This is a genomic window from Noviluteimonas caseinilytica, from assembly GCF_018406605.1.
Taxonomy (GTDB): Bacteria; Pseudomonadota; Gammaproteobacteria; order Xanthomonadales; family Xanthomonadaceae; genus Noviluteimonas; species Noviluteimonas caseinilytica.
Genome location: NZ_AP024545.1, coordinates 2,329,410 through 2,350,690, shown reverse-complemented (window position 1 = coordinate 2,350,690; position 21,281 = coordinate 2,329,410). Strand labels below are relative to the sequence as shown.

General features: G+C 68.1%; 22 protein-coding genes. 9 read left to right on the top strand and 13 right to left on the bottom strand.

The window, feature by feature from the left end; translation table 11 throughout:
* Positions 1–49 precede the first annotated feature (49 nt).
* Positions 50–1,162, top strand: a complete 1,113-nt coding sequence (locus tag LYSCAS_RS11450) for an NADH:flavin oxidoreductase/NADH oxidase (RefSeq protein WP_213434170.1) — start codon at positions 50–52, stop codon at positions 1,160–1,162.
* Here the strand turns inward: LYSCAS_RS11450 and LYSCAS_RS11445 are convergent.
* Positions 1,149–1,355, bottom strand: a complete 207-nt coding sequence (locus LYSCAS_RS11445; protein ID WP_213434169.1) for a dodecin — start codon at positions 1,353–1,355, stop codon at positions 1,149–1,151. The two genes, LYSCAS_RS11450 and LYSCAS_RS11445, sit on opposite strands and share 14 nt — an antisense overlap.
* Before the next feature lie 125 nt (positions 1,356–1,480).
* Between LYSCAS_RS11445 and LYSCAS_RS11440 the strand changes: the two genes are divergently transcribed.
* From LYSCAS_RS11440 to LYSCAS_RS11415, 6 genes are all read left to right on the top strand, one after another.
* Complete coding sequence (locus tag LYSCAS_RS11440; RefSeq protein WP_213434168.1) at positions 1,481–1,963, top strand: redoxin domain-containing protein; 483 nt, start codon at positions 1,481–1,483, stop codon at positions 1,961–1,963.
* Positions 1,960–2,493 carry a DsbA family protein gene (locus tag LYSCAS_RS11435; RefSeq protein ID WP_213434167.1) on the top strand — a complete coding sequence of 178 codons (534 nt, stop codon included), beginning with the start codon at positions 1,960–1,962 and terminating at the stop codon, positions 2,491–2,493. Before LYSCAS_RS11440 ends, LYSCAS_RS11435 begins: the two co-directional genes overlap by 4 nt.
* Positions 2,494–2,615: 122 nt before the next feature.
* Positions 2,616–3,368 (top strand): carbonic anhydrase, encoded by a 753-nt coding sequence (locus tag LYSCAS_RS11430; protein WP_213434166.1) that lies wholly within the window; start codon positions 2,616–2,618, stop codon positions 3,366–3,368.
* Between the two features lie 57 nt (positions 3,369–3,425).
* Positions 3,426–4,841: an efflux transporter outer membrane subunit gene (locus LYSCAS_RS11425; protein ID WP_213434165.1), complete on the top strand. Its 1,416-nt coding sequence runs from the start codon at positions 3,426–3,428 to the stop codon at positions 4,839–4,841.
* Entirely contained in the window at positions 4,842–5,969 is a 1,128-nt protein-coding gene (locus LYSCAS_RS11420) for an HlyD family secretion protein (RefSeq protein WP_213434164.1), read from the top strand.
* Positions 5,966–7,006: a DUF2955 domain-containing protein gene (locus LYSCAS_RS11415; protein WP_213434163.1), complete on the top strand. Its 1,041-nt coding sequence runs from the start codon at positions 5,966–5,968 to the stop codon at positions 7,004–7,006. Before LYSCAS_RS11420 ends, LYSCAS_RS11415 begins: the two co-directional genes overlap by 4 nt.
* On the opposite strand, the gene LYSCAS_RS11410 is transcribed toward LYSCAS_RS11415, so the two are convergent.
* From LYSCAS_RS11410 to LYSCAS_RS11390, 5 genes are all read right to left on the bottom strand, one after another.
* Complete coding sequence (locus LYSCAS_RS11410; protein WP_213434162.1) at positions 6,963–7,415, bottom strand: potassium channel family protein; 453 nt, start codon at positions 7,413–7,415, stop codon at positions 6,963–6,965. The genes LYSCAS_RS11415 and LYSCAS_RS11410 overlap by 44 nt on opposite strands.
* 7 nt (positions 7,416–7,422) lie before the next feature.
* Entirely contained in the window at positions 7,423–8,544 is a 1,122-nt protein-coding gene (locus LYSCAS_RS11405) for an AI-2E family transporter (RefSeq protein WP_213434161.1), read from the bottom strand.
* Complete coding sequence (locus tag LYSCAS_RS11400; protein WP_213434160.1) at positions 8,545–9,861, bottom strand: tyrosine/phenylalanine carboxypeptidase domain-containing protein; 1,317 nt, start codon at positions 9,859–9,861, stop codon at positions 8,545–8,547.
* Positions 9,862–9,926: 65 nt separating this feature from the next.
* Positions 9,927–10,310, bottom strand: coding sequence for a SpoIIAA family protein (locus LYSCAS_RS11395; RefSeq protein WP_213434159.1), 384 nt, complete (start codon positions 10,308–10,310; stop codon positions 9,927–9,929).
* Between the two features lie 14 nt (positions 10,311–10,324).
* Positions 10,325–10,813, bottom strand: a complete 489-nt coding sequence (locus LYSCAS_RS11390; protein WP_213434158.1) for an acyl-CoA thioesterase — start codon at positions 10,811–10,813, stop codon at positions 10,325–10,327.
* Between the two features lie 57 nt (positions 10,814–10,870).
* On the opposite strand from LYSCAS_RS11390, the gene LYSCAS_RS11385 reads away from it, so the two are divergent.
* Both LYSCAS_RS11385 and LYSCAS_RS11380 read left to right on the top strand, forming a co-directional pair.
* Positions 10,871–12,097, top strand: coding sequence for a sodium/glutamate symporter (locus LYSCAS_RS11385; RefSeq protein ID WP_213434157.1), 1,227 nt, complete (start codon positions 10,871–10,873; stop codon positions 12,095–12,097).
* Positions 12,098–12,770: 673 nt separating this feature from the next.
* The gene (locus tag LYSCAS_RS11380; protein WP_213434156.1) at positions 12,771–13,820 is read left to right on the top strand and encodes an NAD(P)-dependent alcohol dehydrogenase; all 1,050 of its coding nucleotides are present in this window, start codon (positions 12,771–12,773) and stop codon (positions 13,818–13,820) included.
* A gap of 3 nt (positions 13,821–13,823) precedes the next feature.
* Here the strand turns inward: LYSCAS_RS11380 and LYSCAS_RS11375 are convergent, their stop codons facing one another.
* The 7 genes from LYSCAS_RS11375 to LYSCAS_RS16020 form a co-directional block, all read right to left on the bottom strand.
* Positions 13,824–15,878 (bottom strand): TonB-dependent receptor, encoded by a 2,055-nt coding sequence (locus LYSCAS_RS11375; protein WP_213434155.1) that lies wholly within the window; start codon positions 15,876–15,878, stop codon positions 13,824–13,826.
* Between the two features lie 134 nt (positions 15,879–16,012).
* The gene (locus LYSCAS_RS11370) at positions 16,013–16,954 is read right to left on the bottom strand and encodes an HAD family hydrolase (RefSeq protein ID WP_213434154.1); all 942 of its coding nucleotides are present in this window, start codon (positions 16,952–16,954) and stop codon (positions 16,013–16,015) included.
* Positions 16,955–16,964: 10 nt separating this feature from the next.
* On the bottom strand, positions 16,965–17,522 hold the full coding sequence (locus tag LYSCAS_RS11365; RefSeq protein WP_213434153.1) for a DUF4136 domain-containing protein: 558 nt from the start codon (positions 17,520–17,522) through the stop codon (positions 16,965–16,967).
* A gap of 94 nt (positions 17,523–17,616) precedes the next feature.
* Positions 17,617–17,982: a DUF1622 domain-containing protein gene (locus LYSCAS_RS11360; RefSeq protein WP_213434152.1), complete on the bottom strand. Its 366-nt coding sequence runs from the start codon at positions 17,980–17,982 to the stop codon at positions 17,617–17,619.
* Positions 17,983–17,988: 6 nt separating this feature from the next.
* On the bottom strand, positions 17,989–19,005 hold the full coding sequence (locus LYSCAS_RS11355; RefSeq protein WP_244858525.1) for a formylglycine-generating enzyme family protein: 1,017 nt from the start codon (positions 19,003–19,005) through the stop codon (positions 17,989–17,991).
* Positions 18,998–20,587: an arylsulfatase gene (locus tag LYSCAS_RS11350; protein WP_213434151.1), complete on the bottom strand. Its 1,590-nt coding sequence runs from the start codon at positions 20,585–20,587 to the stop codon at positions 18,998–19,000. Before LYSCAS_RS11350 ends, LYSCAS_RS11355 begins: the two co-directional genes overlap by 8 nt.
* Before the next feature lie 24 nt (positions 20,588–20,611).
* Positions 20,612–21,271 carry a YidH family protein gene (locus LYSCAS_RS16020; RefSeq protein ID WP_244858524.1) on the bottom strand — a complete coding sequence of 220 codons (660 nt, stop codon included), beginning with the start codon at positions 21,269–21,271 and terminating at the stop codon, positions 20,612–20,614.
* Between the last annotated feature and the right edge of the window lie 10 nt (positions 21,272–21,281).

Below are 21,281 nucleotides of genomic sequence, written 5' to 3'. Positions count from 1 at the left end.
ATACGGGAGACAGGTGAACATGCGTCCACAAACCACCCCCGGAGGCCCGATGGCCCTGCCCGCCCTGTTCAAGCCGCTGGACGTCCGCAACCTGCACCTGTCCAACCGGATCGTCATCGCGCCCATGTGCCAGTACTCGGCGGTGGACGGCTGCATGACCGACTGGCACCTGGTCCACCTCGGGCACCTGGCGCTGTCGGGCGCCGCGCTGCTCACGATCGAAGCCACGGCGGTGCTGCCCGAGGGCCGCATCAGCTGGGCCGACGTGGGCCTGTATGACGACACGACCGAAGCGGCCATGCGGCGCGTGGTCGAAGGCGTGCGCGCGTGTTCGGACATGCCGCTGGCGCTGCAGCTCGCGCATGCCGGCCGCAAGGCGTCGACCGAAGTGCCTTGGGAGGGCGGCGCGCCGCTGTCGCCCGACGATCCGCACGGGTGGCAGGTGCAGGCGCCGTCCGCGATTCCCTTCCACGACGATGCACCGGTGCCCGAAGCGCTCGACGCCGCCGGAATGGAGCGCATCCGCGAGGCGTTCGGCGCCGCGGCGGCGCGCGCGGCGCGCCTGGGCCTGGACGCGGTGCAGGTGCACGGTGCGCATGGGTATCTGCTGCACCAGTTCCTGTCGCCGCTCTCGAACAAGCGCACCGATGCCTACGGCGGCAGCCTGGAGAACCGCATGCGCTTCCCGCTCGAAGTGTTCGAGGCGGTGCGCGCGGCGTTCCCCGCCGACCGCGCGGTCACGATGCGCGTGTCGGGCACCGACTGGGTGGACGGCGGCTGGGACGTCTCGCAGACGATCGCCTTCGCGCGTGCACTCGAAGCGCGCGGCTGCGATGCGATCCACGTCTCCAGCGGCGGCGTGCATCCCGCGCAGCGCATCCCGGTCGCGCCGGGTTACCAGGTGCCGCTGGCGCGCGCGGTAAAACAGGCGATCGACATCCCGGTCGTCGCGGTGGGCCTGATCACGGAACCGGCGCACGCCGACGCGATCATCGCCAACGGCGACGCCGACATCGTGGCGCTGGCCCGCGCGATGCTCTACGACCCGCGCTGGCCCTGGCACGCCGCCGCGGCGCTCGGCGCGCGCGTGCATGCGCCGAAGCAGTACCTGCGGTGCCAGCCGCGCGGGCTGAAGGAGCTGTTCGACGTCACTCCAGGGTGAAGCCGGCCTTCAACGTCACCTGCCAGTGCATGACCTGCCCGTCGGCCACGTGCCCGCGCACGTCGGTCACCTGGAACCAGCGGATGTTGCGCACCGATTCGTGCGCCTTCGCGAGCGCCTTGCGGACGGCGTCGTCGGTACCGGTCGTCGACGAGCCGGTGAGTTCGATGGATTTGTAGACGTGTTCGCTCATGGCGGGGCCTCCGTTGCGTCCGGGGCAACGCGGCGCGCGACGCGCGGCGGCCATCGCCACGGCCGAGCTTGCACCGCGCGCGGCGGCGGTTCGTAATCGAAGTCCCGCGCCCAACAAGGCTTGCCATGTCCCCGGCCGCATCCGCTCTGCTCCAACCCGGCGACGCTGCGCCGGATTTCACCTTGCACGCCACGCCCGACCAGCGCGTCTCGCTGTCGGAGTTGCGCGGACAGCCGGTGATCCTGGCCTTCTATCCCGCCGACTGGAGCCCCGTGTGCGGCGACCAGATGGCGCTGTACAACGAAATCCTGCCGGCGTTCCGCGAATCGCGCGCGACGCTGCTCGGGATTTCCGTCGACGGCGTGTGGTGCCACGCAGCGTTCTCGGCCGAACGCGGCCTGCACTTCAACCTGCTCGCCGATTTCGAACCCAAGGGTGCGGTGTCGAAGCAGTACGGCGCGTACGACGATGCCGGCGGCGTGAGCAAGCGCGCGCTGTACGTGCTGGATTCGGAAGGCAAGGTGTTCTGGTCGCACCTCTCGCCGATGGCGATCAATCCCGGCGCGGACGGCATCCTCGATGCCCTCGACCGGTTGGGGGCGCGATGAGCACGCTGCGCACGCCGGTCGGCGAGAACGACCACATCGAAGGCCCGGAAGACGCGCGCGTCACGCTGCTGGAATACGGCGATTACGAATGCCCGTACTGCGGCGCGGCGTATCCGATCGTCAAGCAGATCCAGCATCGCTTCGAAGGCCGGCTGCGGTTCGCGTTCCGCAACTTCCCGCTGTCCAACGCGCATCCCAATGCGATGGATGCGGCGAGCGCCGCCGAGTTCGCGGGCGAACACGGGCGCTACTGGGAAATGCACGACGCGCTGTACGAGCAGCAGCAACACCTCGGCCCGGCCTTGTACGCAACGCTGGCCGAACGCTTGGGCCTGGATGCGGCCGCGTTGCAGACCGCGGTGGACGACGGTCGCTATCACGCGAAGATCCGCGCGCAGTTCACCGGCGGCGTGCGCAGCGGCGTCAACGGCACGCCGACGTTCTTCATCAACGGCACGCGCTTCGATGGCGTGGACTATCGCCAGCTCGGCGCCGAACTGGCGCAGGCGATCGACGCCGCGGGCAGTTGAACAACGGTCGCGGGGCCCGTTCGTCGGTCACTCCCCCGTCGGGGGGATTTCGCTGGCCGTTCCGCCATGCCTGCGGCGTAGCCTTTGGGTAGCCGCGCTGCGCGCGCTCGAGTGAGCCCCCCATGCACCGCAAGCGCGTCATCGTCGCCTTCGCCGCTGCCTCCCTCGCGCTGGCCGCGCTCGCCGGCGAGCCGCACCACGCGCCGCACTGGAGTTACGCGGGCGAGGAAGGCCCCGCGCATTGGGCGAAGCTCGCCCCCGAATTCAGCGCATGCGCCGGGCACCAGCAGTCGCCGGTGGACCTGGACCGGTTCAGCGACGTCGCCCTGCCCGCGCTCGCGCCGCATTACCAGGGCAGCGGGCGCGACATCGTCAACAACGGGCACACGGTGCAGGTCGACTACGCCCCCGGCAACACGTTGACGCTCGAAGGCAAGGTCTACACGCTCAAGCAGGTGCACGTGCACCTGCCGAGCGAACACCATCTGCATGGCAAGTCGCTCCCGATGGAAGCGCATCTGGTGCACGCCGACGCGGCGGGCCACCTGGCGGTGATCGCGGTGCTGTTCGACACGGGCAAGCCGAACACCGAGATCGCCCACCTGCTCGAACACGCACCGACCCACGCCGGCGCCCCCGTGCCGCTGGACGCCGCCGCGGGCATCGCGGTCGCCGGCCTGCTGCCGAAGGACCTGGGCTACTACCAGTACAACGGCTCGCTCACCACGCCCCCCTGCACCGAAGGCGTGCGCTGGCTGGTGCTGACCCATCCGCTGACCGCGTCGGGCCACCAGCTGCACGGGCTGGCCACGCTGCTCGGGCATTCGAACAACCGGCCCGTGCAACCGATCGGTGCACGGCGCGTCCTCGAATAACCCCGCGACGTGGCGGGTGGTGGTACAACCCTTGCGGCAGGGAAACGGAGGGGGAACGTGCCTCGTTGCGTCCGGACCACCGCGCTGACCTTCGTGGCCCTGTTCGCGGCCGGCTGCACGCTGGGCCCCGATTACGCGCGGCCCACCATCGATACGCCCACCGCGTACCGCAACGCCGACGCCACGTCCCCGGCCCCCACGCTCGAAAACGTCTCCGCGTGGTGGACCGGCTTCGGCGATCCGCAACTCGATGCGCTCGTGACCGAAGCGCTCGCCGCCAACCACGACCTGCGCATCGCCGCGCTGCGCGTGGATGAATTCGCGGCGCGCGCACGCACCACGCGGGCGCAGGCGTTCCCGCAGGTGGGCTACGGTGCGACCGCGGGGCGACAAGGCATCGGCGATGTCTCGACCGGCACGTATTCGGCCGTGTTGTCCGCGCGCTGGGAACTCGACCTGTGGGGTCGCGTGCGGCGCGAAACGGAAGCGGCGCGCGCCGACCTGTTCGCCACCGAAGAAGCCCGCCGCGGCATTGCGCTCACGCTGGTCGGCACCGTCGTGTCGGGCTACGTCACCTTGCTGCAGCTGGATCGCCAGCTCGCGATTTCCGAAGCGACCGTGGACGGGCGCAAGAAGAACGTCGACCTGTTCCGCGTGCGCCTGGAAGGCGGTGCGGTGTCGGACTTTGAATTCCTGCAGGTGCAGGCGGAATATGAAGCGGCACTCGCGACGCTCCCGGACATCCGCCTGGCGATCGCGCAGCAGGAACATGCGTTGTCGACGCTCGTCGGCCGCAACCCCGGCCCCATCGCGCGCGGCAAGCCGCTGGAAGGGCTCGCGGAGCCGCAGATCGCCGCCGAGTTGCCGTCGAAGTTGCTCGAGCGCCGGCCCGACATCCTGCAGGCCGAGCAGCAACTCGTGTCGGCCAACGCGCTCGTCGGCGCGGCGCGCGCCCTGTATTTCCCCAGCGTTTCGCTGACCGGCACGGGCGGCACCGCCAGCAACGAACTCGATGCGTTGTTCTCCGGACCCGCGCGCAGCTGGTCCTTCGTCGGCCAGTTGCTCGGCCCGTTGTTCGCGGGCGGCGCCATCGATGCCGCGAATGCACAGGCGGTCGCGCGTCGCGAACAGTCCGTCGAAAACTATCGCGCGACGATCCAGGACGCCTTCCGCGACGTCGACGATGCGCTGGCGGCGATCCGCGAATCGCGCGAACTCGTCACCACGCTGCAGCGGCGCGTGGCGGCGCTCGACCGCGCCGTGGGCCTGGCCACCGAGCGCTACGACAACGGCTACGCCGACTACTTCGAAGTCCTCGATACCGAACGCAACCTGTTCAACGCACAACTGTCGCTGGCCAATGCCCGCGGCGACGGCTATCGCGCGCGCACCGACCTGTATCGCGCGCTGGGTGGCGACTGGCGCGCGCAAGCGGTGCCGGCGCCGGACGCTGTTTCGCAAAGGAGTGAGTGAGTGTCCACGCAACCCGCCCCCGCGACCGCCCCGCCCCCCGCCCCCGCGCCCGACAAGCCGGATCGCCTGCGCAGGATCGTCAAGATCACGCTGCTCGCCCTGCTGGTGTTGTTCCTCTACAACATCGTCGCCGATCGGATCACGCCGTATTCGTCGCAGGCGAACGTCGATACGTACCTCGTGCAGATCGCGCCGGAAGTGAGCGGACCGGTCGTGCAGGTCGGCGTGCGCGACAACCGCCTGGTGCGCAAGGGCCAGCTGCTGTTCCGCATCGACGAAGCGCCGTATCGCATCGCGTTGCAGGCGGCCGAAGCCAGCCTCGCGGTCGCCTTGCAGGCCGAACAGTCCTCGGCGGCCGACGTGCGCGTGGCCGACGCGGCGTTGCGGAAACAACGCGCCGACCTGGCCGAAAGCCAGAAACTCGGCAAGATCGTGCTCAGCCTGGCGCAGAAGCGCGCGTTGTCGGAGACCTCCGCCATCCGCGCGCGCGCCGACATCGAAAAGACCAGCGCCGACCTCACGCGCGCCGAAGCCGAAGCCGTGCGCGCGCGCATCCGCCTGGGCGAAGGCAGCAACGGCAACCCGCAGGTGCAGCAGGCCCTGATCGCGGTCGAACAGGCGAAGCTGGATCTGCGGCGCACCTCCGTCGTCGCGCCCGCCGACGGCGCGATCACCAACCTGCGCCTGGCCGCCGGGCAATACGCCAACCGCGGATCGCCGGTGCTGAGTTTCATCGGCGGCGGCAACCGCTGGGTGATGGCGGACATGCGCGAGAACCAGCTCGGCAACATCGCGGCCGGCAATCGCGCGCTGGTGGTGTTCGACGACCATCCCGGCCACGTCTTCCCCGCGCATGTCGAAAGCGTGGGCTGGGGCGTGACGCAGGGCGGCGAAGCACCGACGGGCCAGTTGCCCGACGTCAGCGCGCCCGCGGGCTGGCTGCGCGAACCGCAACGCTTTCCCGTGCGCATCGCGCTGGATCCTCCGGAAGCGGGCGAGGCGCCGCTGCCGCCGGGGCGCAGCGGCGCGCAGGCGAACGTGGTCGTGCTCACGCGCGATACCTCGGTCTTCAATCCGCTCGCGCGCCTGTGGATCCGCGTCGTGTCGTGGATGAGCTACCTGCGATGAAACAGACGGAGGCGCAGTGGCAGTCGACGCTGCGCTTCGCGGTGGGCGTGACCGCGGCGTTCGTGTTGTGCGAATTCCTGAAGTGGTTGCCGTCGTTCCTGGCGGCCGCGCTGGTCGCGGCGTTGCTGGGCAACCTGCCGATCCGCCCGCCGGCGAAGGTCGCGATCGGGTTGCTGGTGACGATCTCCGTTTCGGCGCTCGGCGCGTTCCTGCTGTCGGTGTGGTTCCGTGGCATGCCCTTCGTGATGTTCGGATTGCTGGCGGTGTGGATGCTGCTGGCGTTCCACAAGATGCTCGGCGGCGGTTCGCCCTTGCCGCCGTTGCTGATGCTGATTTGCCTGGCCACCATCCCGGTGATCACGCTCACCGCACCGGCCTACGCCGACGTGCTGCCGATCGCGCTCGTGCGCGGGATGGTCGTGGCGCTGGCCATCATCTACCTGGTCTGGCTGCCGTGGCCCGCCGTGCAGCCGCCGAAACCGAAGCCGCTGCCGCCGCCGCGCGAGACCTCGACGTTGCGCCTGGCCTTGCTGGCCACCGCGGTGATCCTGCCGCTGATGCTGGTGTTCCTGCTGTTCGGCCTGGCCGACGTGCTGCCGGTGATGATCGCCTCGCTGATGATCGTCGCCAACTTCGATCCGCGCGCGGGCGGGCGGCAGGCGCTCGCGCTGATCGTGGCGAACTTCGGCGGCGGCATGTGCGGGATGTTGCTGTACATCGCGCTGTCGACGACACCCAGCCTGTGGTTCCTCGCGGGCCTGCTGTTCTTCGCCACGCTCGCGTTCGGCGCACGCATCAGCGCGGGCGGGCCGACGGCGCCGGTCTACGTGATCGCGTGCAACGCGATGCTGATCATCTTCGGCTCGTCGCTCGGCGACAGCGCGGGTTCGTTTTCGCTGTGGGTCACGCGCGTATTCCAGTTCACGGTCGCCGGTACGTTCGCGGTGGGCATGATGGAACTGGCCTGGCATCCACCGGTGCGCCTCCTGCCGCTCAGGGCGGGGCGTTCTTCGGGTTCTTCGCCCGGGAAAACTTGAGCTGGTCGATCACCGCGGCGGTCATCACCGCGGTCGACACCCCGAACATCAGGATCCCGTTGGCGGCTTCCACCGGCCCGAGCAAACGCCAGCGCGGCGACATCACGATGTCGCCGTAGCCGAGCGTGGAGAAGTTCACGGCCGAGTGGTACAGCGCGGTCGAGTAGTCGTTGAACTCGCCGAGCAGCAGGAACAGCACGGCCCACGCCGCCATCTGCAGGAAGTTGCCGAGCAGCATCAGCAGCATCACCGCCGACAGCGCGCGCACGTAGGACCACTGCGTGATCGGCGTCCTGCGCGGGTTGGCCTGGAAGTACGCGTACCCGCGCAGGCTCGCGCTGACGAACATCGCCTGCAACGCGACGCACAGCACGAGGACGGGAAATCCGGTCAGGATGGCGCGCAGCATGCGACGGTCAGGACTCGTCGAGGGGCGGCGACACCGGCGCGGGCGGGGCGAGCGGCACCGGCGCCAGCGATGGATCGTCGCCCTGGTCCACCCATTGCCAGAACAATTCGTAGCCCACCGCCAGCACGACGGGGCCGATGAACAGGCCGACGATCCCGCCCACCACCATGCCGCCGAGCGCACCGATCAGCACCACGGGCATCGGCACTTCGACGCCGCGGCCGAGCAGCAACGGCTTGAGCACGTTGTCGACCAGGCCGGCGACGAACACGTACACCGCGAACACGATCGTCCACAGCGACACGCCCTGCGTCGCCAGCACGTAGGCGATCACCGGCACCGTCACGATCGTCGCCGGCACCTGCATGATCCCGAGCACCAGCACGGCGAGCGCGAGCAGCGCCGCGCCCGGCACGCCCATCAGCACGAAGCCCAGGCCCACCAGCAGCATCTGGATGAACGCGATGCCGACCACGCCCTGCGCCACCGCGCGGATCGTCGAGGTGCACAGCTGCGCCACGTGGTGGCCGCGGCCCGGACCGAACAGGCGCGCGGCGATGCGTTCGGCGGCGCGCGTCCCGGTTTCGCCGAAGGCCATCACGATGCCGGCGATGATCAGCGCGGCGAGGAACAGCAGCAGCCCGATGCCCGCGCCCGCGAGCGCGCCCAGCGCCGAACGCGCGCCGCTGCGGATCTGCGGCGCGAACTTCTGCGCCAGGCTCGACAGGTCCGTGGCGGCCTGCGACCACAACGCGTGCAGGCGTTCGCCGACGATCGGCCAGCCCGCGACCGAATCCGGCGGCGGCGGAATGTGCAACTGCCCGCTGCGCGCGACCTGCAGCGCCTGCTGCGCCGAATCGGCCAGCGCCATGGACATGAAGTAGATCGGCACCAGCAGGATCGCGATCGACAGCACCACGATCACCGTGGCGATGCGTCCTTCCTTCGGGCCCATGCGCCTGCGCAGCCGCACCTGCAGCGGATACAGCATGATCGCCAGGATCACCGACCACACCATCAGGTGCAGGAAGGGCTTGAAGACCCAGTAGCAAGCGATGACCAGCGCCACGACCATGCCGGCGCGGAGCAGGACGTCCAGCAGCGCGCGCGGTGTGAGTTGTTGGTTCACTCAGGCTCCGATGCCGGATTCGGCGATGACTTCGTCTTCGTAGGCAACGAACCGTTGCAGGTCGAACGTGTCCATGCGCAGGCGCTGCGTGCCGGCGGAATACGCCATGGTCGCGAGCACGCGTTGCGGATCGCGCGCCCACGGCGGCACGTAATGCGCGTGGGCGATCACGCCGCTTTCCAGGTAAGGCGCGAGCGTGAGCACATCGGCGGTGGTCACGCGGCCGGCGAACAGCAACGGCAGCAATTCGCCCCGCCCTTCCTGCAGCACCTTGCGGATGAAGGCGTGCACGATCATCACGCCTTCGAGGTACGCCCCGTCCTTCGTGAAGCAGATGCGGCCGCGCACGTCGCCGCCGCGGAACAGCCGCGCGGCGCTGCGATAGCTTTCGATCTCGCTCTGCCCGGCATCGAGGAATCCCTTGAAGATCTCGATGAAGTCCGCGCCCGCGAGCGCCTTCTCCAGCATCACCACGCGCAACGCGATGCGGCGCAGGCGTGCGATGTCGATCGCCCCGGTGATGATCTCGGAGAACGTGGCCAGGCCTTCCTGCGTCTTCGTCGTGCGCGGCGCGCCCAGGGCGAGCGCGCGGAAATTCGGCTGGTGCTTGCCGTTGAGCGCGGTGAGCGTGTGGATGAAGGCTTCGTGCTCGGCCAGCTGGTCGAGGTCGCGCTCGGAGAACAGCGCGGTGGCGCGCAGCGTGATGCGGGTGCTGCAGGCGGTGGCCTTCGACGGCAGGTTGGGATCCAGCACGATCGCGACATCGTCGTCGCAGAAGATCGGGCCGATGCGGTCGCGCAGCCTGCGTGCGAATTCTTCGGCCGGAATGTCGAAGCGCGTTTCCGTGATCCGCGGGCCCGTCATCTCGTCGGTGACGCGGATCATTTCGCGCGCGCCGTCGGCGGCGGTGATCTCCTGGCTGCGGAAGCGCCTGTCCGGGCGCCCGTAGAGGTACGTGGAGCAGCGCGTGAATTCTTCCGTGCCGGCGCCTTCGAGCATGCGCGCGGCGACGAGGTAGCTCCACGCGGTCTTGTAGAGCCAGTGGCCGATCGGATGGCCGCGGTCGATCTGGCCCATCAGCGTTTGCAGGCCTTCGGCTTCGGCCTTGAAGGTCTTCGTGCACGGCGGCGGCGAGGGCAGTTCCGGCGCGCCGCGCTTCCAACCGTCGAGGAAGCGCGTTTCGACCTCGATCGGCCATTCGATGCATTTCAGCACCGTGATCTTCTTGCCGAGCTTGACGAGCGCGCTGTCCCACGCCTGCAGGCGCGAGAGGTCTTCGCCTGCGTTCGCCACCGTGTTCACACCGACTGCGGCCATGGCACCCTCGGTGGAGCGAGATCGTCCCTGCCCGGCCACCTTACGACCGGGACCCGCGCCTGCATTCACCGCCGGTCGGCTTGCGGCTCGCGAATCCACGCGTTCGCTTCTTCCAACGCATCCGGCGCGAAGTAGCGGACGTCGGTGGCGCGGAAGCCCTGCCCGACGAACGCCAGCGCCTCGTCCTGCCAGCGCGCGTCGCCGACGATGGCCATGCGGCGGATGCGATCGGCGTAATTGAGCATGTACGCGATGTCGTCGCCCCAGCGGTCGTTTTTCGCCCAGCCGTTGAAGTCGTCCAGCTCCACCAGCAGCCGCGTGTCCAGGCCGGCATCGATGGCGGTCTTCGCCAGCGCTTCGAGGACCTGCTGGTCCTCCAGCGTCATCAGGGCCGAGATGCGCGCAAGCACGAGGCCTGCTTCGTCGGTCGGTCGGATCTGGATCGGCATGCGCGGACTCCCTGTCAGGTTTTCGCCGGCGCATAGCGCGCCACGGTTTCCTCGATGCCCTTGCTCAGGGCCATGACTTTCTCGGCGTACTCGTTCAGCCGCTTGTCTTCGTCGTTCACCGGCGACCACGACGGCACTTCCATCGTCGCGCCCGTTTCGCGATCCACCGCGACGAAGGAGATGATGCAGTGCGTGCACAGGCGATCGTCGCCACCGAGCGGGTTGCGCGCGCGCACGTCCACCGCGAACTGCATCGACGTGCGGCCGGTGCGCACGAGCGTTGCGTTGACGGCCACGAGGTCGGAGATCTTCACCGGCGCGACGAACCGGATGCCGTCGACGGCCACGGTGACGCAGTAGCGGCCGCTCCATCCGACCGCGGCCGCGAAGCCCGCCTGGTCGATCCACTTCATCACCGCGCCGCCATGGACCTTGCCGCCGAAATTCACGTCGGTGGGTTCGGCGAGGAACTGCAGGGTGAGGCTGCGCTGGCGTTCGCTCATGGGTCGCCTTCCACCGGGGGTGCCGCCGAGTGTAGGGCCGCATGCAGCGGCCGTTGCGTGATCGCTTTGCCGTTGGTCGGTTTCATGGGGACCATCGCGCTGACGGACCTGGAGACGCTGGCCGTCGGGCTGGCTGCGCTCGTCGTGGCCGGGTGGCTGCACAAGCTGCCGGTGTTCTCGCGCATCGACGTGCCGGTGCCGGTGATCGGCGGCGTGCTCATGGCGGTGCTCGCCAGCGTGCTGCATCGCTTCAACGGCACGACGTTCGAGTTCGCCGGCACGCTGATGAACTTCTTCCTGCTGGTGTTCTTCACGACGGTGGGGCTGTCGGCGAAATTGTCCGCGCTCAAGTCCGGCGGGCGTCCGCTGGTGATCCTGTGCCTGGTGACCGTGGTGTTGCTGGTGCTGCAGAACGTGGTGGGCCTGCTGGTCGCGCGCGCTGCCGGCGCGAATCCGTTCTACGGCTTGCTCATCGGCAGCGTGTCGTTCGTCGGCGGGCCGGGCACGGCCGCAGCCTGGGCGAAGGAGGCACAGGCCGCGGGGCTGGCGAATGCACCGGAAGTCGCGGTGGGCGCGGCGACGCTGGCGGTGATCGTGGGTGCGATCGTGTCGGGCCCGATCACGGCGTGGCTGGTGCGTCGCCACCACTTGCACGGGCCGTCGGGGCCGACGCCGGCGAACTGGGTGGCGCCCGATCGCGGCGCACCGGCGCCGGCGCCGCCGGTCTCCACGATCCTGCGCGTGCTGCTGCTGATCATCATCGCGGTGCTCGTCGGCGATGCGGCGAACGAATGGGCGCGCGGGGCCGGCGTGGTGTTGCCGGGATTCCTGACGGCGATGCTCGCCGGTGCGCTCATCACCAACGTGGCGGATGTCATCGGGGCGCGCATTGCGTTCGCGCCCGTCGAGCGCGGCGGCGAGATCGCGCTGCAATGTTTCCTCGTGATGTACCTGATGGGCCTGAAGCTGTGGACGCTGGGCCCGGCGATCGTGCCGTTGCTGGCGAACCTGGTGGCGCAACTGGTGCTCGCGACGCTGGTCGGCGTGCTGCTGCTGTTCCGCTGGCTCGGCAAGGATTACGACGCGGCGCTGACCGTCGGCGGTTTCCTGGGCTTCGGCCTGAGTTCGATGCCCGTGGCGATGGCCACGATGGACAGCGTGGCCGCGCGGCACGGGCCGTCGCCGAAGGCATTCCTGTTGATCGCACTCGCGGGTTCGTTCTTCGTCGACTTCGCGAACGCGTTCATCGTGAAGGCGTTCCTGCTGCTGCCTGGACTGAACTGAGCCGCTTTTGGCTCCCTGCAGAAGCCCGCTTGGGGTGAAGACCGCGTCGCCCGAACCCGCGGCGGGGTAAGAATTTCTCGCCGACGTGGCGGCGAAAATTCTCACCCCACCACGGGCTGGGGCATCACCTTGCGTACCTTTTCGATCAAGGGGCCGACCTTGAGTTGAGGTCGCTGGCGTGCGTAGTGACGCACGCGCAACCCAATCATTGCTTTCGCGACAATCAAGAGCGCGGCGCTACCGCTTTCCTTCCTAATGTGTGGAAGGCATAGCCTTGGACAGGCGCCCCGCCTGCCAGAGAGCAGTGAGGCATTTCAGATGCGAGGGCTCGAGGTGGGCGGCGCGCCGTCCATCCGGAGAAGATGTGTTCGCCAGCGACCATCCGAATCGGTGCACTGGTCTACGCAGGCGTGTTGGCGAAAACCAGACCGCGACGAGGTCCGACGCGGCACGTCGCGTGTCTCTTTTCTGCTGTGGCAGCGGAAAAGAGACATGCGATGGGACGTGGCGGAACGCCCTCGATGGGTGTCCCCGCTTTCGCGGGGACGACGTGTACTCACCGCGCGCCTGCTTCCGCCTGGACTACGTGCCGACCGACGGTGATCGCCCGGTAACGAGCCGCGGAGTAACGTTGATGGCTTGCATGCCGGTCCGCCCCCCCACGGAGTCTTGAATGAACACGAAAGCCTACGGCGCACCCGCCGGCGACAAGCCGCTCGAACCGATGGACATCCAGCGCCGCGCCCCCGGTGCGCGCGACGTGCAGATCGAGATCAAGTATTGCGGCGTGTGTCATTCGGACCTGCACACCGTGCGCGCCGAATGGGGCGGCACGCAGTTTCCGTGCGTGCCGGGGCACGAGATCGTCGGGCATGTCACGGCAGTGGGCAGCGACGTCAAAAGCTACAAGGTCGGCGACACCGTCGGCGTCGGCTGCCTCGTCGACAGCTGCCAGCGTTGCGCCAGTTGCGCCGAAGGCCTGGAACAGTATTGCGAAAACGGTTTTGTCGGCACCTACAACGGGCCGACGGACGATCCGCCGGGCTACACCTTCGGCGGGTATTCGCAGCGCATCGTCGTGGACGAGAAGTTCGTGCTGAAGATCCGCCATCCCGAGGACCAGCTCGCCGCCGTCGCGCCGCTGCTGTGCGCGGGTATCACCACGTATTCGCCGTTGCGCCACTGGAAGGCCGGCCCCGGCAAGAAGGTCGGCGTCGTCGGCATCGGCGGGCTCGGGCACATGGGCATCAAGCTGTCGCATGCGATGGGCGCGCACACCGTGGCGTTCACCACCAGCGAGGGCAAGCGCCAGGATGCGCTGGACCTGGGCGCCGACGAGGTCGTGATCTCGAAGGATCCCGCGCAGATGGCCAAGCATGCGGGCTCGTTCGATTTCATCCTCAACACGGTCGCCGCACCGCACGACCTCGACGCCTTCACCGCGCTGCTCAAGCGCGACGGCACGATGTGCCTGGTCGGCGCGCCGCCCACCCCGCATCCGAGCCCCAACGTGGCCGTGCTGATCTTCGGGCGCAAGGCGATCGCCGGCTCGCTGATCGGCGGCTTGCCGGAAACGCAGGAGATGCTCGATTTCTGCGCCGAGCGCGGCATCGTGTCCGACATCGAGATGATCAAGGTGCAGGACATCGACCACGCGTACGAACGCATGTTGAAGAGCGACGTGAAGTATCGGTTCGTGATCGACAGCGCGACGCTGGCCTGAGCCTCAGAAGCGCAGCAGCGCGGTCAACCGCAAGGACCGCGGCGCGAAGACGTGGAAGTGCACGTCTTCGACGCCCTCGGCGGGCTCGCCCTGCAGGCGCGAGGCGTACAGGTAGTCGATGTCGTGGTCGTCGCTGTCCAGCGCGTTGAGCAGGTCGGCGTTGAAGGTCCAGCGGCCCCATTCACGGCCCACGCGCAGGTTGACGAGCGTGGAGCCGTTGGATTCCACGCTGCCGTCTTCGATCAGCGGATACGCACCGAAGTGTTTCAGCTGCGCCGTCGCAGTCCAGCCGTGCGCGTAGCGGCCGGTGAGGCCGGCACTGACGACGAGCGGGATCGATCCGGGAATCTCGTTGCCCACCGCGTCGGTATCGGTGAACCGCGCGTTCGTGCGTGACGCCTCGAAGCTGGCGACATAGCGCTCTCCGCCGAACCAGTACACGCCCAGTTCCACGCCCCGGCGCTGGCTCGGCCGACTCGGCTCGGTGATGCCCGCGTCGCCGACGAACAGCAGTTCGGAATCCAGGTGCAGGCTCCAGGCCGCCAACGTCGCCTGCAATCGATCGCCGAGGTACATGCGCGATCCCAGTTCGTAACCTTTCGACGGCACCAGTGCATCCACGCGTTGCGCGGGATCCCCGGTCACCGGATCCACGCGGATGGTCGTGCCGCGCGCGTCGTTGGAATGGAAGCCGGTGCCGTAGCTCGCGTAGAGCTCCAGCGCCTGCGACGGGCGATACGCCAGGCTCCCCTTGTACGACGTGCGCCCGTCGCGCGCGTCGCCCGAATTGGCGGCCAGCGAGCTGTCGACCTTGAAGTCGTATTCGTCGCGCCGCACGCCGAGGTAGCTGCGCCACTGGTCGTTGAAGCGATATTCCTGCGCCACGAACACGCCGAGGCTGCCCTCTTCCACCGCGTCGTCGCGCACCGTCGACAGGCGCGCGCGATCGCGCGTGCGGAACAGGCCGACCTCGCCGATGTCGTCGAAGCGGCCTTCCACGCCTACGCGCCAGTGCTGCTTGCCCGCGTCCCACTGTTGCGATGCGGAGAAGCCGTACAGCGTGCGATCGTCGACCTGTTCGAACTGGTCGCCGTTGTCGGGGTCGTCCAGGAAGTAGGTGAAGTCCGACCACAGGTCCAGCGTGCTTTTCACCACGTACGCATCGGCCCTGAACTGTCCGCCGAAGGCCGGGCCTTCCCAACCGGTCGACAGGCTGTACCGCGAAGACTCCCCGCCTACCGTTGTGTCGAGCGAACCGAATTCGGAGATCAGCCCCGCCTCCACGGCGCGCTCGGGTATCTGGTCCGGCGAATTCCACTGGTTGCGATACGCCATCAGCATCACGTGCCCGCGGCCTGTGCCGACCGCGCCGCTGTACCGCACGAGCGCGTTGCGCTTGCGCACGTCTTCGTCGATGTCCGTCCACGGACCGTCGCCCTGTTGCAGTTCGCCGGCGAAGTACAGGTCGCGACCGCCGACCTGCAACGAATCCACCACGACCGCACGCGCATACCCGTGTTCGCCCGCGGTCACTGCAACCTCGCCTTGCGTGGCCTTGTCTGCAATCGCGAAGCGCGCCGACCCCGTCGATGCGAAATCCCCGACGTCCGCGTAATACGTGCCCTTGCGATACGTGAGCGTCTCGACGGTTTCCGGGATCAGGAAATTGAGATCCGTCCAGCCTTGCCCGTGGCCATGCGTGCGCATGTTGACCGGCATGCCATCCACCCACGTCGCAAAGTCGGTGCCGTGGTCGAGGTTGAAGCCGCGCAGGAAATACTGGTTGGCCTTGCCGCTGCCCGAATGTTGCGTGGCGACGAGGCCGGGCACGAACTCGAGGAGATCGCCGGTGCGCAGCATCGGCCTGGCGGAAATCTCCGTGGGGCCGACTTCCCCTTCGGATGCGCTGATGGCTTCCCCGACGAGGCTGGCGCGGCGACCGAGGACGATGACCGTGTCGAGCTGTTCCGGCGTGGCGGTGCTTTGCGCCAGAGCGCCCGCCGAAGCCATCGAGGCGGCCAGGCCGAGCCAGCGCGCGGTATGTCGGGGAATCTGCATGTCCGGGAGGACCTCCGTGTCCGGTCTACGGACGCCACGCCCGCGCGGATGCACGGGCGCGACATTCACGCACGACGCCCTCGGGCGCTGTACTGCCCCTTGGTGCAAATCGTTTCCCCGTGGAATTCGGAGCGCTAGTCCGTCGCCGCGTCGGCGAACACCCGCTTCCAGTCCTGCGCCATGTCCACGACGACCCAGCCGTTGTCGTTCGCCGCGTCCAGCGCCTTGTCGAGCTTGCCGACCTTCGAATCGCGGTCGTAGGCGAACTCGCGCTTGTCGTCGGTGTGGTGGAGGATCGCGCCGAAGCGTGCGCCCTCGCCCGCCGTCGTCCACTGCAACATTTCGAAATCGCCGTCGGAATTGCCGAATGCGAACACCGGGCGCCGCCCGATGAAGCGCTGGATGCCGACCGGCTTGCCGGCGTGGTCGTCGACCAGGCCGATCGACGGGACTTTCAGCAGCACCGGGGTGCCGTCGCGCACTTCGAACTTCAGGTCGACGTAGCTGCCGACCACGTGCTCTGGCGGCACGCCGTACGCGGCTTCGACCCACGGCCGCATGAACTCCTGCCCGCCGCCCGACACGATGTACGTCTTGAAGCCGTTCGCGCGCAGGTGTTGCATCAGCTCCTGCATCGGCACATAGGTCATCCCGTTGTACGGCTTGCCGGTCGCGGGATGGCGCGCGGCGGACATCCAGTCGCGCACGATGGCGCTGAATTCCTCCGTCGTCATGCCGGCGTGCGTGGCCGCCAGCAGCACCATCGCGCCGTGTTCGCCGCTCGCCGCCACGCCCGCGATGTTGCCGGCGAGCACGGACTTGAAGGGTTCGGTGTCGCGCCATTCCGGATGGTGCGGCGCCAGCGCGCGGATGCGGTCCAGCACGAACAGCAGCTGGAAATACATCGGCTTCTCGGCCCACAGCGTGCCGTCGTTGTCGAACACCGCAATGCGTTCTTCCGGCGGGACGAACTGCGGCCCGCCGTTGCGCGTTGCCCCGGCGACGAAATCCAGGATCGCGCGCCGCGCCGCGCCGTCGTTCCACGACGGCAGCGGATCGCCTGCGTTCGACGTCATGCGCCTGCGCTTACTTGCCCGCCGATCCCGGCGGGAAGTCCGCGAACATCTTGTCCAGGCCCGCGTTGACGGCGGTGGCGAGCTTCTCCTTAGAATCCGGCACCGTGCCGCTGGCCACGCCGCGCCACACCGCCTTCTTCGTCTTCGCGTCGAACATGTCGAGCACCAGCGTGCCGACGGTGTAGGTGCGCACGGTGGTCGTCGCCGTGCCCATGCCGCCCCAGCCCCAGCCGTAATAGCCGCCGCCGCTGTAGAACGTGTCGAGCGATTGCTGTTGCTGCGTGGCCACGTTGGCGATGATCGCCAGGTCCGCGCTGCCTTCCGGCGCGAGCGACAGGCCTTCGGCGCGCATGCGGGCGTCGATGCCATCGATCAGGCGCTGCTTCGCCAGCGGGTTGGCGGTTTCGGGTTCCTTCGCCCAGTAGTAGGTGTGGAAGCTGGTGAAGTTGGCCGACGGATCGTGGTCGGTCTGCACGTCGGGCGTCGATGCGCAGCCCGCCAACGCCAGGCTGCACGCGACGAGGAAGCTTGCGCCGAACAACCGTGTCTGGAGCCGGGGCGCGTTCATGGGCAACCTGTTTTCGGGGGTCGGGCCGACACCGTAACGGCCGGTCCGGTTAACGTCATGCGAAGTTCTACGCACCGCCCATCCGAAAACTTACCTAGGACGGCGTGCCACCGGATCCGGGCAGTTCCACCGCTTCCTTCAGGTCGCGCTCGAGGAAGTAGTTGAGGAAGGTGCGGATCAACGCGATGGCCGCGAGCTGGCCGATGTCGTCCCAGTCCGGCGCGATGGCGCTGCGCACGATGTCCGCGGCCAGCATGAACTCCAGGCCCAGCAGCAACCAGCGCGCCAGGCTCAACCACGCCTGCCGCCGCAAGCCCTGCGAGGTCGTTGCATGCAGGCGCGCCAACGCGGGCAGCACGCGCCACAGCGCTTCCACCGCGCCGATCACGATCATCAGCACCGACAGGCCTTCCAGCGCCAGGGCGATCGCGCTGCTGACTTCGCGGAAGAGCTCCTCCATGGCGCGCTATCCGCGCACGACGCAGCGGAAGCCGAGGTGCGAGGTGGATGTATCGACGGGCTGCGCCATGCGCGCGGCCGGGCGATAGCGCCGGCAGTAATTGGGCGCGCACAGGTGCGAGCCGCCCTTCATCACGCGCCGCGGAATGTGCGCCTGCGGCACCGCGGGATCGAAGCTGTCTTCCTCGCGACCTCCGCGCGGGTTCTCGGGAATGCAGCAGGCCTTGATCACTTCCCCCGGATGCCGCGCGCGATACCAGTCGGAGGTCCATTCCCAGACGTTGCCGATCATGTCGTACAGGCCGTGGCCGTTGGGCGGGAACGCACCGATCGGCGACGTGCCGACATGCCCGTCTTCCGCGCGGTTGTCCCACGGGAACTCGCCTTGCCAGGTATTCGCGCGATGCACGCCGCCGGGAATGAATTCATCGCCCCAGGCGTATTCCGCGCCTTCGAGTCCGCCGCGCGCGGCGAACTCCCATTCGGCTTCCGTCGCGATGTCCTTGCCGATCCATTGCGCGTAGCGCGCGATGTCCACCCACGCCACGTGCACGACGGGATGGTCCTCCTTGCCGTCGATGCTGCTGCCCGGGCCTTGCGGGTGTCGCCAGTTCGCGCCGGGGATGAACTGCCACCACTGGAAATGATCTTCCAGCCGCACGCGCCCCCGCGGCGGCACGAACACGACGGACGCGGCGCGCAGCATCCCGGGCAACGCACCGGGATAGTCCGCCGGATCCGGTGGCACTTCGCAGAACGTGCGATAGCCCGTCGCCTCCACGAAGCGCGCGAAGTCCGCGTTGCTCACGGGCCGCGCGTCGATCCAGAAGCCATCCACCGACACGCGATGCGCCGGCGCTTCCTCCGGGTAATGCGCATCCGAGCCCATCACGAACGTACCGCCTTCGATCCACACCATGCCGGCGTCCGGCGCCGCGCGACCCGAGGGGGGAGGGTTGGCGCGCGACGCCGGTGCGTCGGCAGGTGCGATCGAAGCCGGGGCGTCCATGCGTGCGTCAGCCACCCGCGGCCGCCTGCTCCATCGCGATCGCCGCGTTGTCGACGGTGAAGGTGGCCGACTTCTGCCGCGGCGGGAACGCCTTGAACGTGCCCATGAAATCCGCGGCGATCTTCTGCGCGGCCATCAGGATGTAGGCATGGCTCATGTACCAGTCCCAGTACGTGTTGGACGTGATGTCCGCACGCTCGTACGGATCGGTGCGCAGGTTGTAGAACTTCGGCGTACGCAGCCGCACGAAGGGTTCGGCCCACACTTGCAACGTGCCGGGGCAGCGCTGCTCCAGGAACACGATCTTCCAGTTGTCGAACCGCAACGCGACCATGTCGCCGTCGTCGCTGAAGTACATGAAGCCCTTGCGCGGACTCTTGTCCTCTTCGCCCGTCAGGTACGGCAACAGGTTGTAGCCGTCGATGTGCACCTTGTAGGTCTTGTCGCCGGCCTTGTGGCCCTTCTTCAGCTTTTCCATGATGTCGGGCTCGCCCGCGGCGGCGAGGAACGTGGGCAGCCAGTCGTGGTGGTGCACGATCTCGTTCGACACCACGCCGGCGGGGATCTTGCCGGTCCAGCGAACGATCTCCGGGATGCGGAACGCGCCTTCCCAGTTGGTGTTCTTCTCGCTGCGGAACGGGGTCATGCCGCCGTCGGGCCAGGTGTTCATGTGCGGCCCGTTGTCGGTGCTGTAGATCACGATGGTGTCTTCGGCCAGGCCGAGTTCGTCGATGACGTCGAGCACCGTGCCCACGTTCTTGTCGTGGTCGATCATCGTGTCGTGGTACGGCGACTGCCAGCGCCCCGCCTGCCCCACGCTTTCGGGCTTGGTGTGCGTGCGCAGGTGCATGTGCGTGAAGTTGACCCAGCAGAAGAACGGCTTGCCCGCCTTGTGCTGGCGCTTGATGAAGTCCACCGCCGCGGCGGCGAAATCGTCGTCGCAGGTTTCCATGCGCTTGCGCGTCAACGGGCCGGTGTCTTCGATCTTCTGCTTGCCCACGCGGCCCCAGCGCGGCATCTCGGTGGCGTCGTCCTTGTCGGTGGCGAAGGTGTGCAGCACGCCGCGCGGACGGAAGTTCTTGTTGAACTCCGGGAATTCCTTCACCGACGGATAGTCCGGATCCTCCGGGTCTTCCTCGGCGTTGAGGTGGTAGAGGTTGCCGAAGAATTCGTCGAACCCGTGCACCGTGGGCAGGAACTTGTTGAGGTCGCCCAAGTGGTTCTTGCCGAACTGGCCCGTCGCGTAGCCCAGCGGCTTGAGCAGTTCGGCGATGGTGGGATCCTCGGCCTGCAGGCCGATCGGCGAACCCGGGATGCCGACCTTCGTCATGCCGGTGCGATACCCGCTCTGGCCGGTGATGAACGACGCGCGCCCCGCGGTGCACGACTGTTCGCTGTACGAATCGGTGAAGCGCATGCCTTCGTTGGCGAGACGGTCGATGTTGGGCGTGCGATAGCCCATCAGGCCGTCGGAATAGCAGCTCAGGTTCGAGATGCCGATGTCGTCGCCCCAGATCACCAGGATGTTGGGCTTGCCGTTGCCGCCCTTCCCGCCCGACTTGGCGGCTTCGGGCTTCTTTTTCGTTGCGGTTGCCATGGGAGTCTCCGTGAGGGGCGCCGCTTACGAGAACGGCGCAACGTTGAATGTCATGCTGACGACGGCGAACAGGCCGATCAGCCACAGCAGCGCGGCGGTGATCAGCGTCGGCGATACCGGGTACGGGCTCTCGCCGTGGATGAGGCCGGCCTGCACCATCGACTTGCGCTCGGCGCGCAGCACGCGCATGTAGACCACGTGGTGCCACAGCCCGAGCGTGAGCAGCACCATGCCGAGCGCCACCAGTGCGATGCCGAAGTTGCGCGGGGCGTTGGCGCCGAGTTCGAAGCCCGGCGTCTTCACCATCTTCCCGAAGAACTGGAAGATCGTGAACCCGAAGCCGATCAGCGACAGCGACGTGCGCACGATGGACATCAGCGTGCGATCGGTGCTCATGCGCGTGCGCTGGAACGACATGCCGGTGCGCCGCATCGACATCTCGGTGCGGTCGGTCGACAGGTTGGTGCGGTGCGAGGACAGGTCGGTGCGGTATTCCGACAGCGACGTGCGGTGTTCCGACAGGCCGGTGCGATGGTTCGACAGGCCCGTGCGATACGCCGAGTAGTTGGTGGACGCCACGTCGGACGCCTGGCCGGTGACGTCCGGGATCGGCGGCACCGGTTGTACCTCCACGCGATCCGGGCGCGGATGGACCACCGCCGCCTTGTCCTGGTCCGCGCTCATGTCCTGCGCT

Bases quoted from the DNA above. Each gene is read 5' to 3' on its own strand.
- LYSCAS_RS11390 (WP_213434158.1), bottom strand. From the start codon at position 10,813: ATGAGCGAACGCCAGCGCAGCCTCACCCTGCAGTTCCTCGCCGAACCC.
- LYSCAS_RS11450 (WP_213434170.1), top strand. From the start codon at position 50: ATGGCCCTGCCCGCCCTGTTCAAGCCGCTGGACGTCCGCAACCTGCAC.
- LYSCAS_RS11410 (WP_213434162.1), bottom strand. From the start codon at position 7,415: ATGCTGCGCGCCATCCTGACCGGATTTCCCGTCCTCGTGCTGTGCGTC.
- LYSCAS_RS11360 (WP_213434152.1), bottom strand. From the start codon at position 17,982: ATGGAGGAGCTCTTCCGCGAAGTCAGCAGCGCGATCGCCCTGGCGCTG.
- LYSCAS_RS16020 (WP_244858524.1), bottom strand. From the start codon at position 21,271: ATGAGCGCGGACCAGGACAAGGCGGCGGTGGTCCATCCGCGCCCGGAT.
- LYSCAS_RS11440 (WP_213434168.1), top strand. From the start codon at position 1,481: ATGTCCCCGGCCGCATCCGCTCTGCTCCAACCCGGCGACGCTGCGCCG.
- LYSCAS_RS11365 (WP_213434153.1), bottom strand. From the start codon at position 17,522: ATGAACGCGCCCCGGCTCCAGACACGGTTGTTCGGCGCAAGCTTCCTC.
- LYSCAS_RS11445 (WP_213434169.1), bottom strand. From the start codon at position 1,355: ATGAGCGAACACGTCTACAAATCCATCGAACTCACCGGCTCGTCGACG.
- LYSCAS_RS11415 (WP_213434163.1), top strand. From the start codon at position 5,966: ATGAAACAGACGGAGGCGCAGTGGCAGTCGACGCTGCGCTTCGCGGTG.
- LYSCAS_RS11350 (WP_213434151.1), bottom strand. From the start codon at position 20,587: ATGGCAACCGCAACGAAAAAGAAGCCCGAAGCCGCCAAGTCGGGCGGG.
- LYSCAS_RS11375 (WP_213434155.1), bottom strand. From the start codon at position 15,878: ATGCAGATTCCCCGACATACCGCGCGCTGGCTCGGCCTGGCCGCCTCG.
- LYSCAS_RS11400 (WP_213434160.1), bottom strand. From the start codon at position 9,861: ATGGCCGCAGTCGGTGTGAACACGGTGGCGAACGCAGGCGAAGACCTC.
- LYSCAS_RS11395 (WP_213434159.1), bottom strand. From the start codon at position 10,310: ATGCCGATCCAGATCCGACCGACCGACGAAGCAGGCCTCGTGCTTGCG.
- LYSCAS_RS11435 (WP_213434167.1), top strand. From the start codon at position 1,960: ATGAGCACGCTGCGCACGCCGGTCGGCGAGAACGACCACATCGAAGGC.
- LYSCAS_RS11430 (WP_213434166.1), top strand. From the start codon at position 2,616: ATGCACCGCAAGCGCGTCATCGTCGCCTTCGCCGCTGCCTCCCTCGCG.
- LYSCAS_RS11380 (WP_213434156.1), top strand. From the start codon at position 12,771: ATGAACACGAAAGCCTACGGCGCACCCGCCGGCGACAAGCCGCTCGAA.
- LYSCAS_RS11370 (WP_213434154.1), bottom strand. From the start codon at position 16,954: ATGACGTCGAACGCAGGCGATCCGCTGCCGTCGTGGAACGACGGCGCG.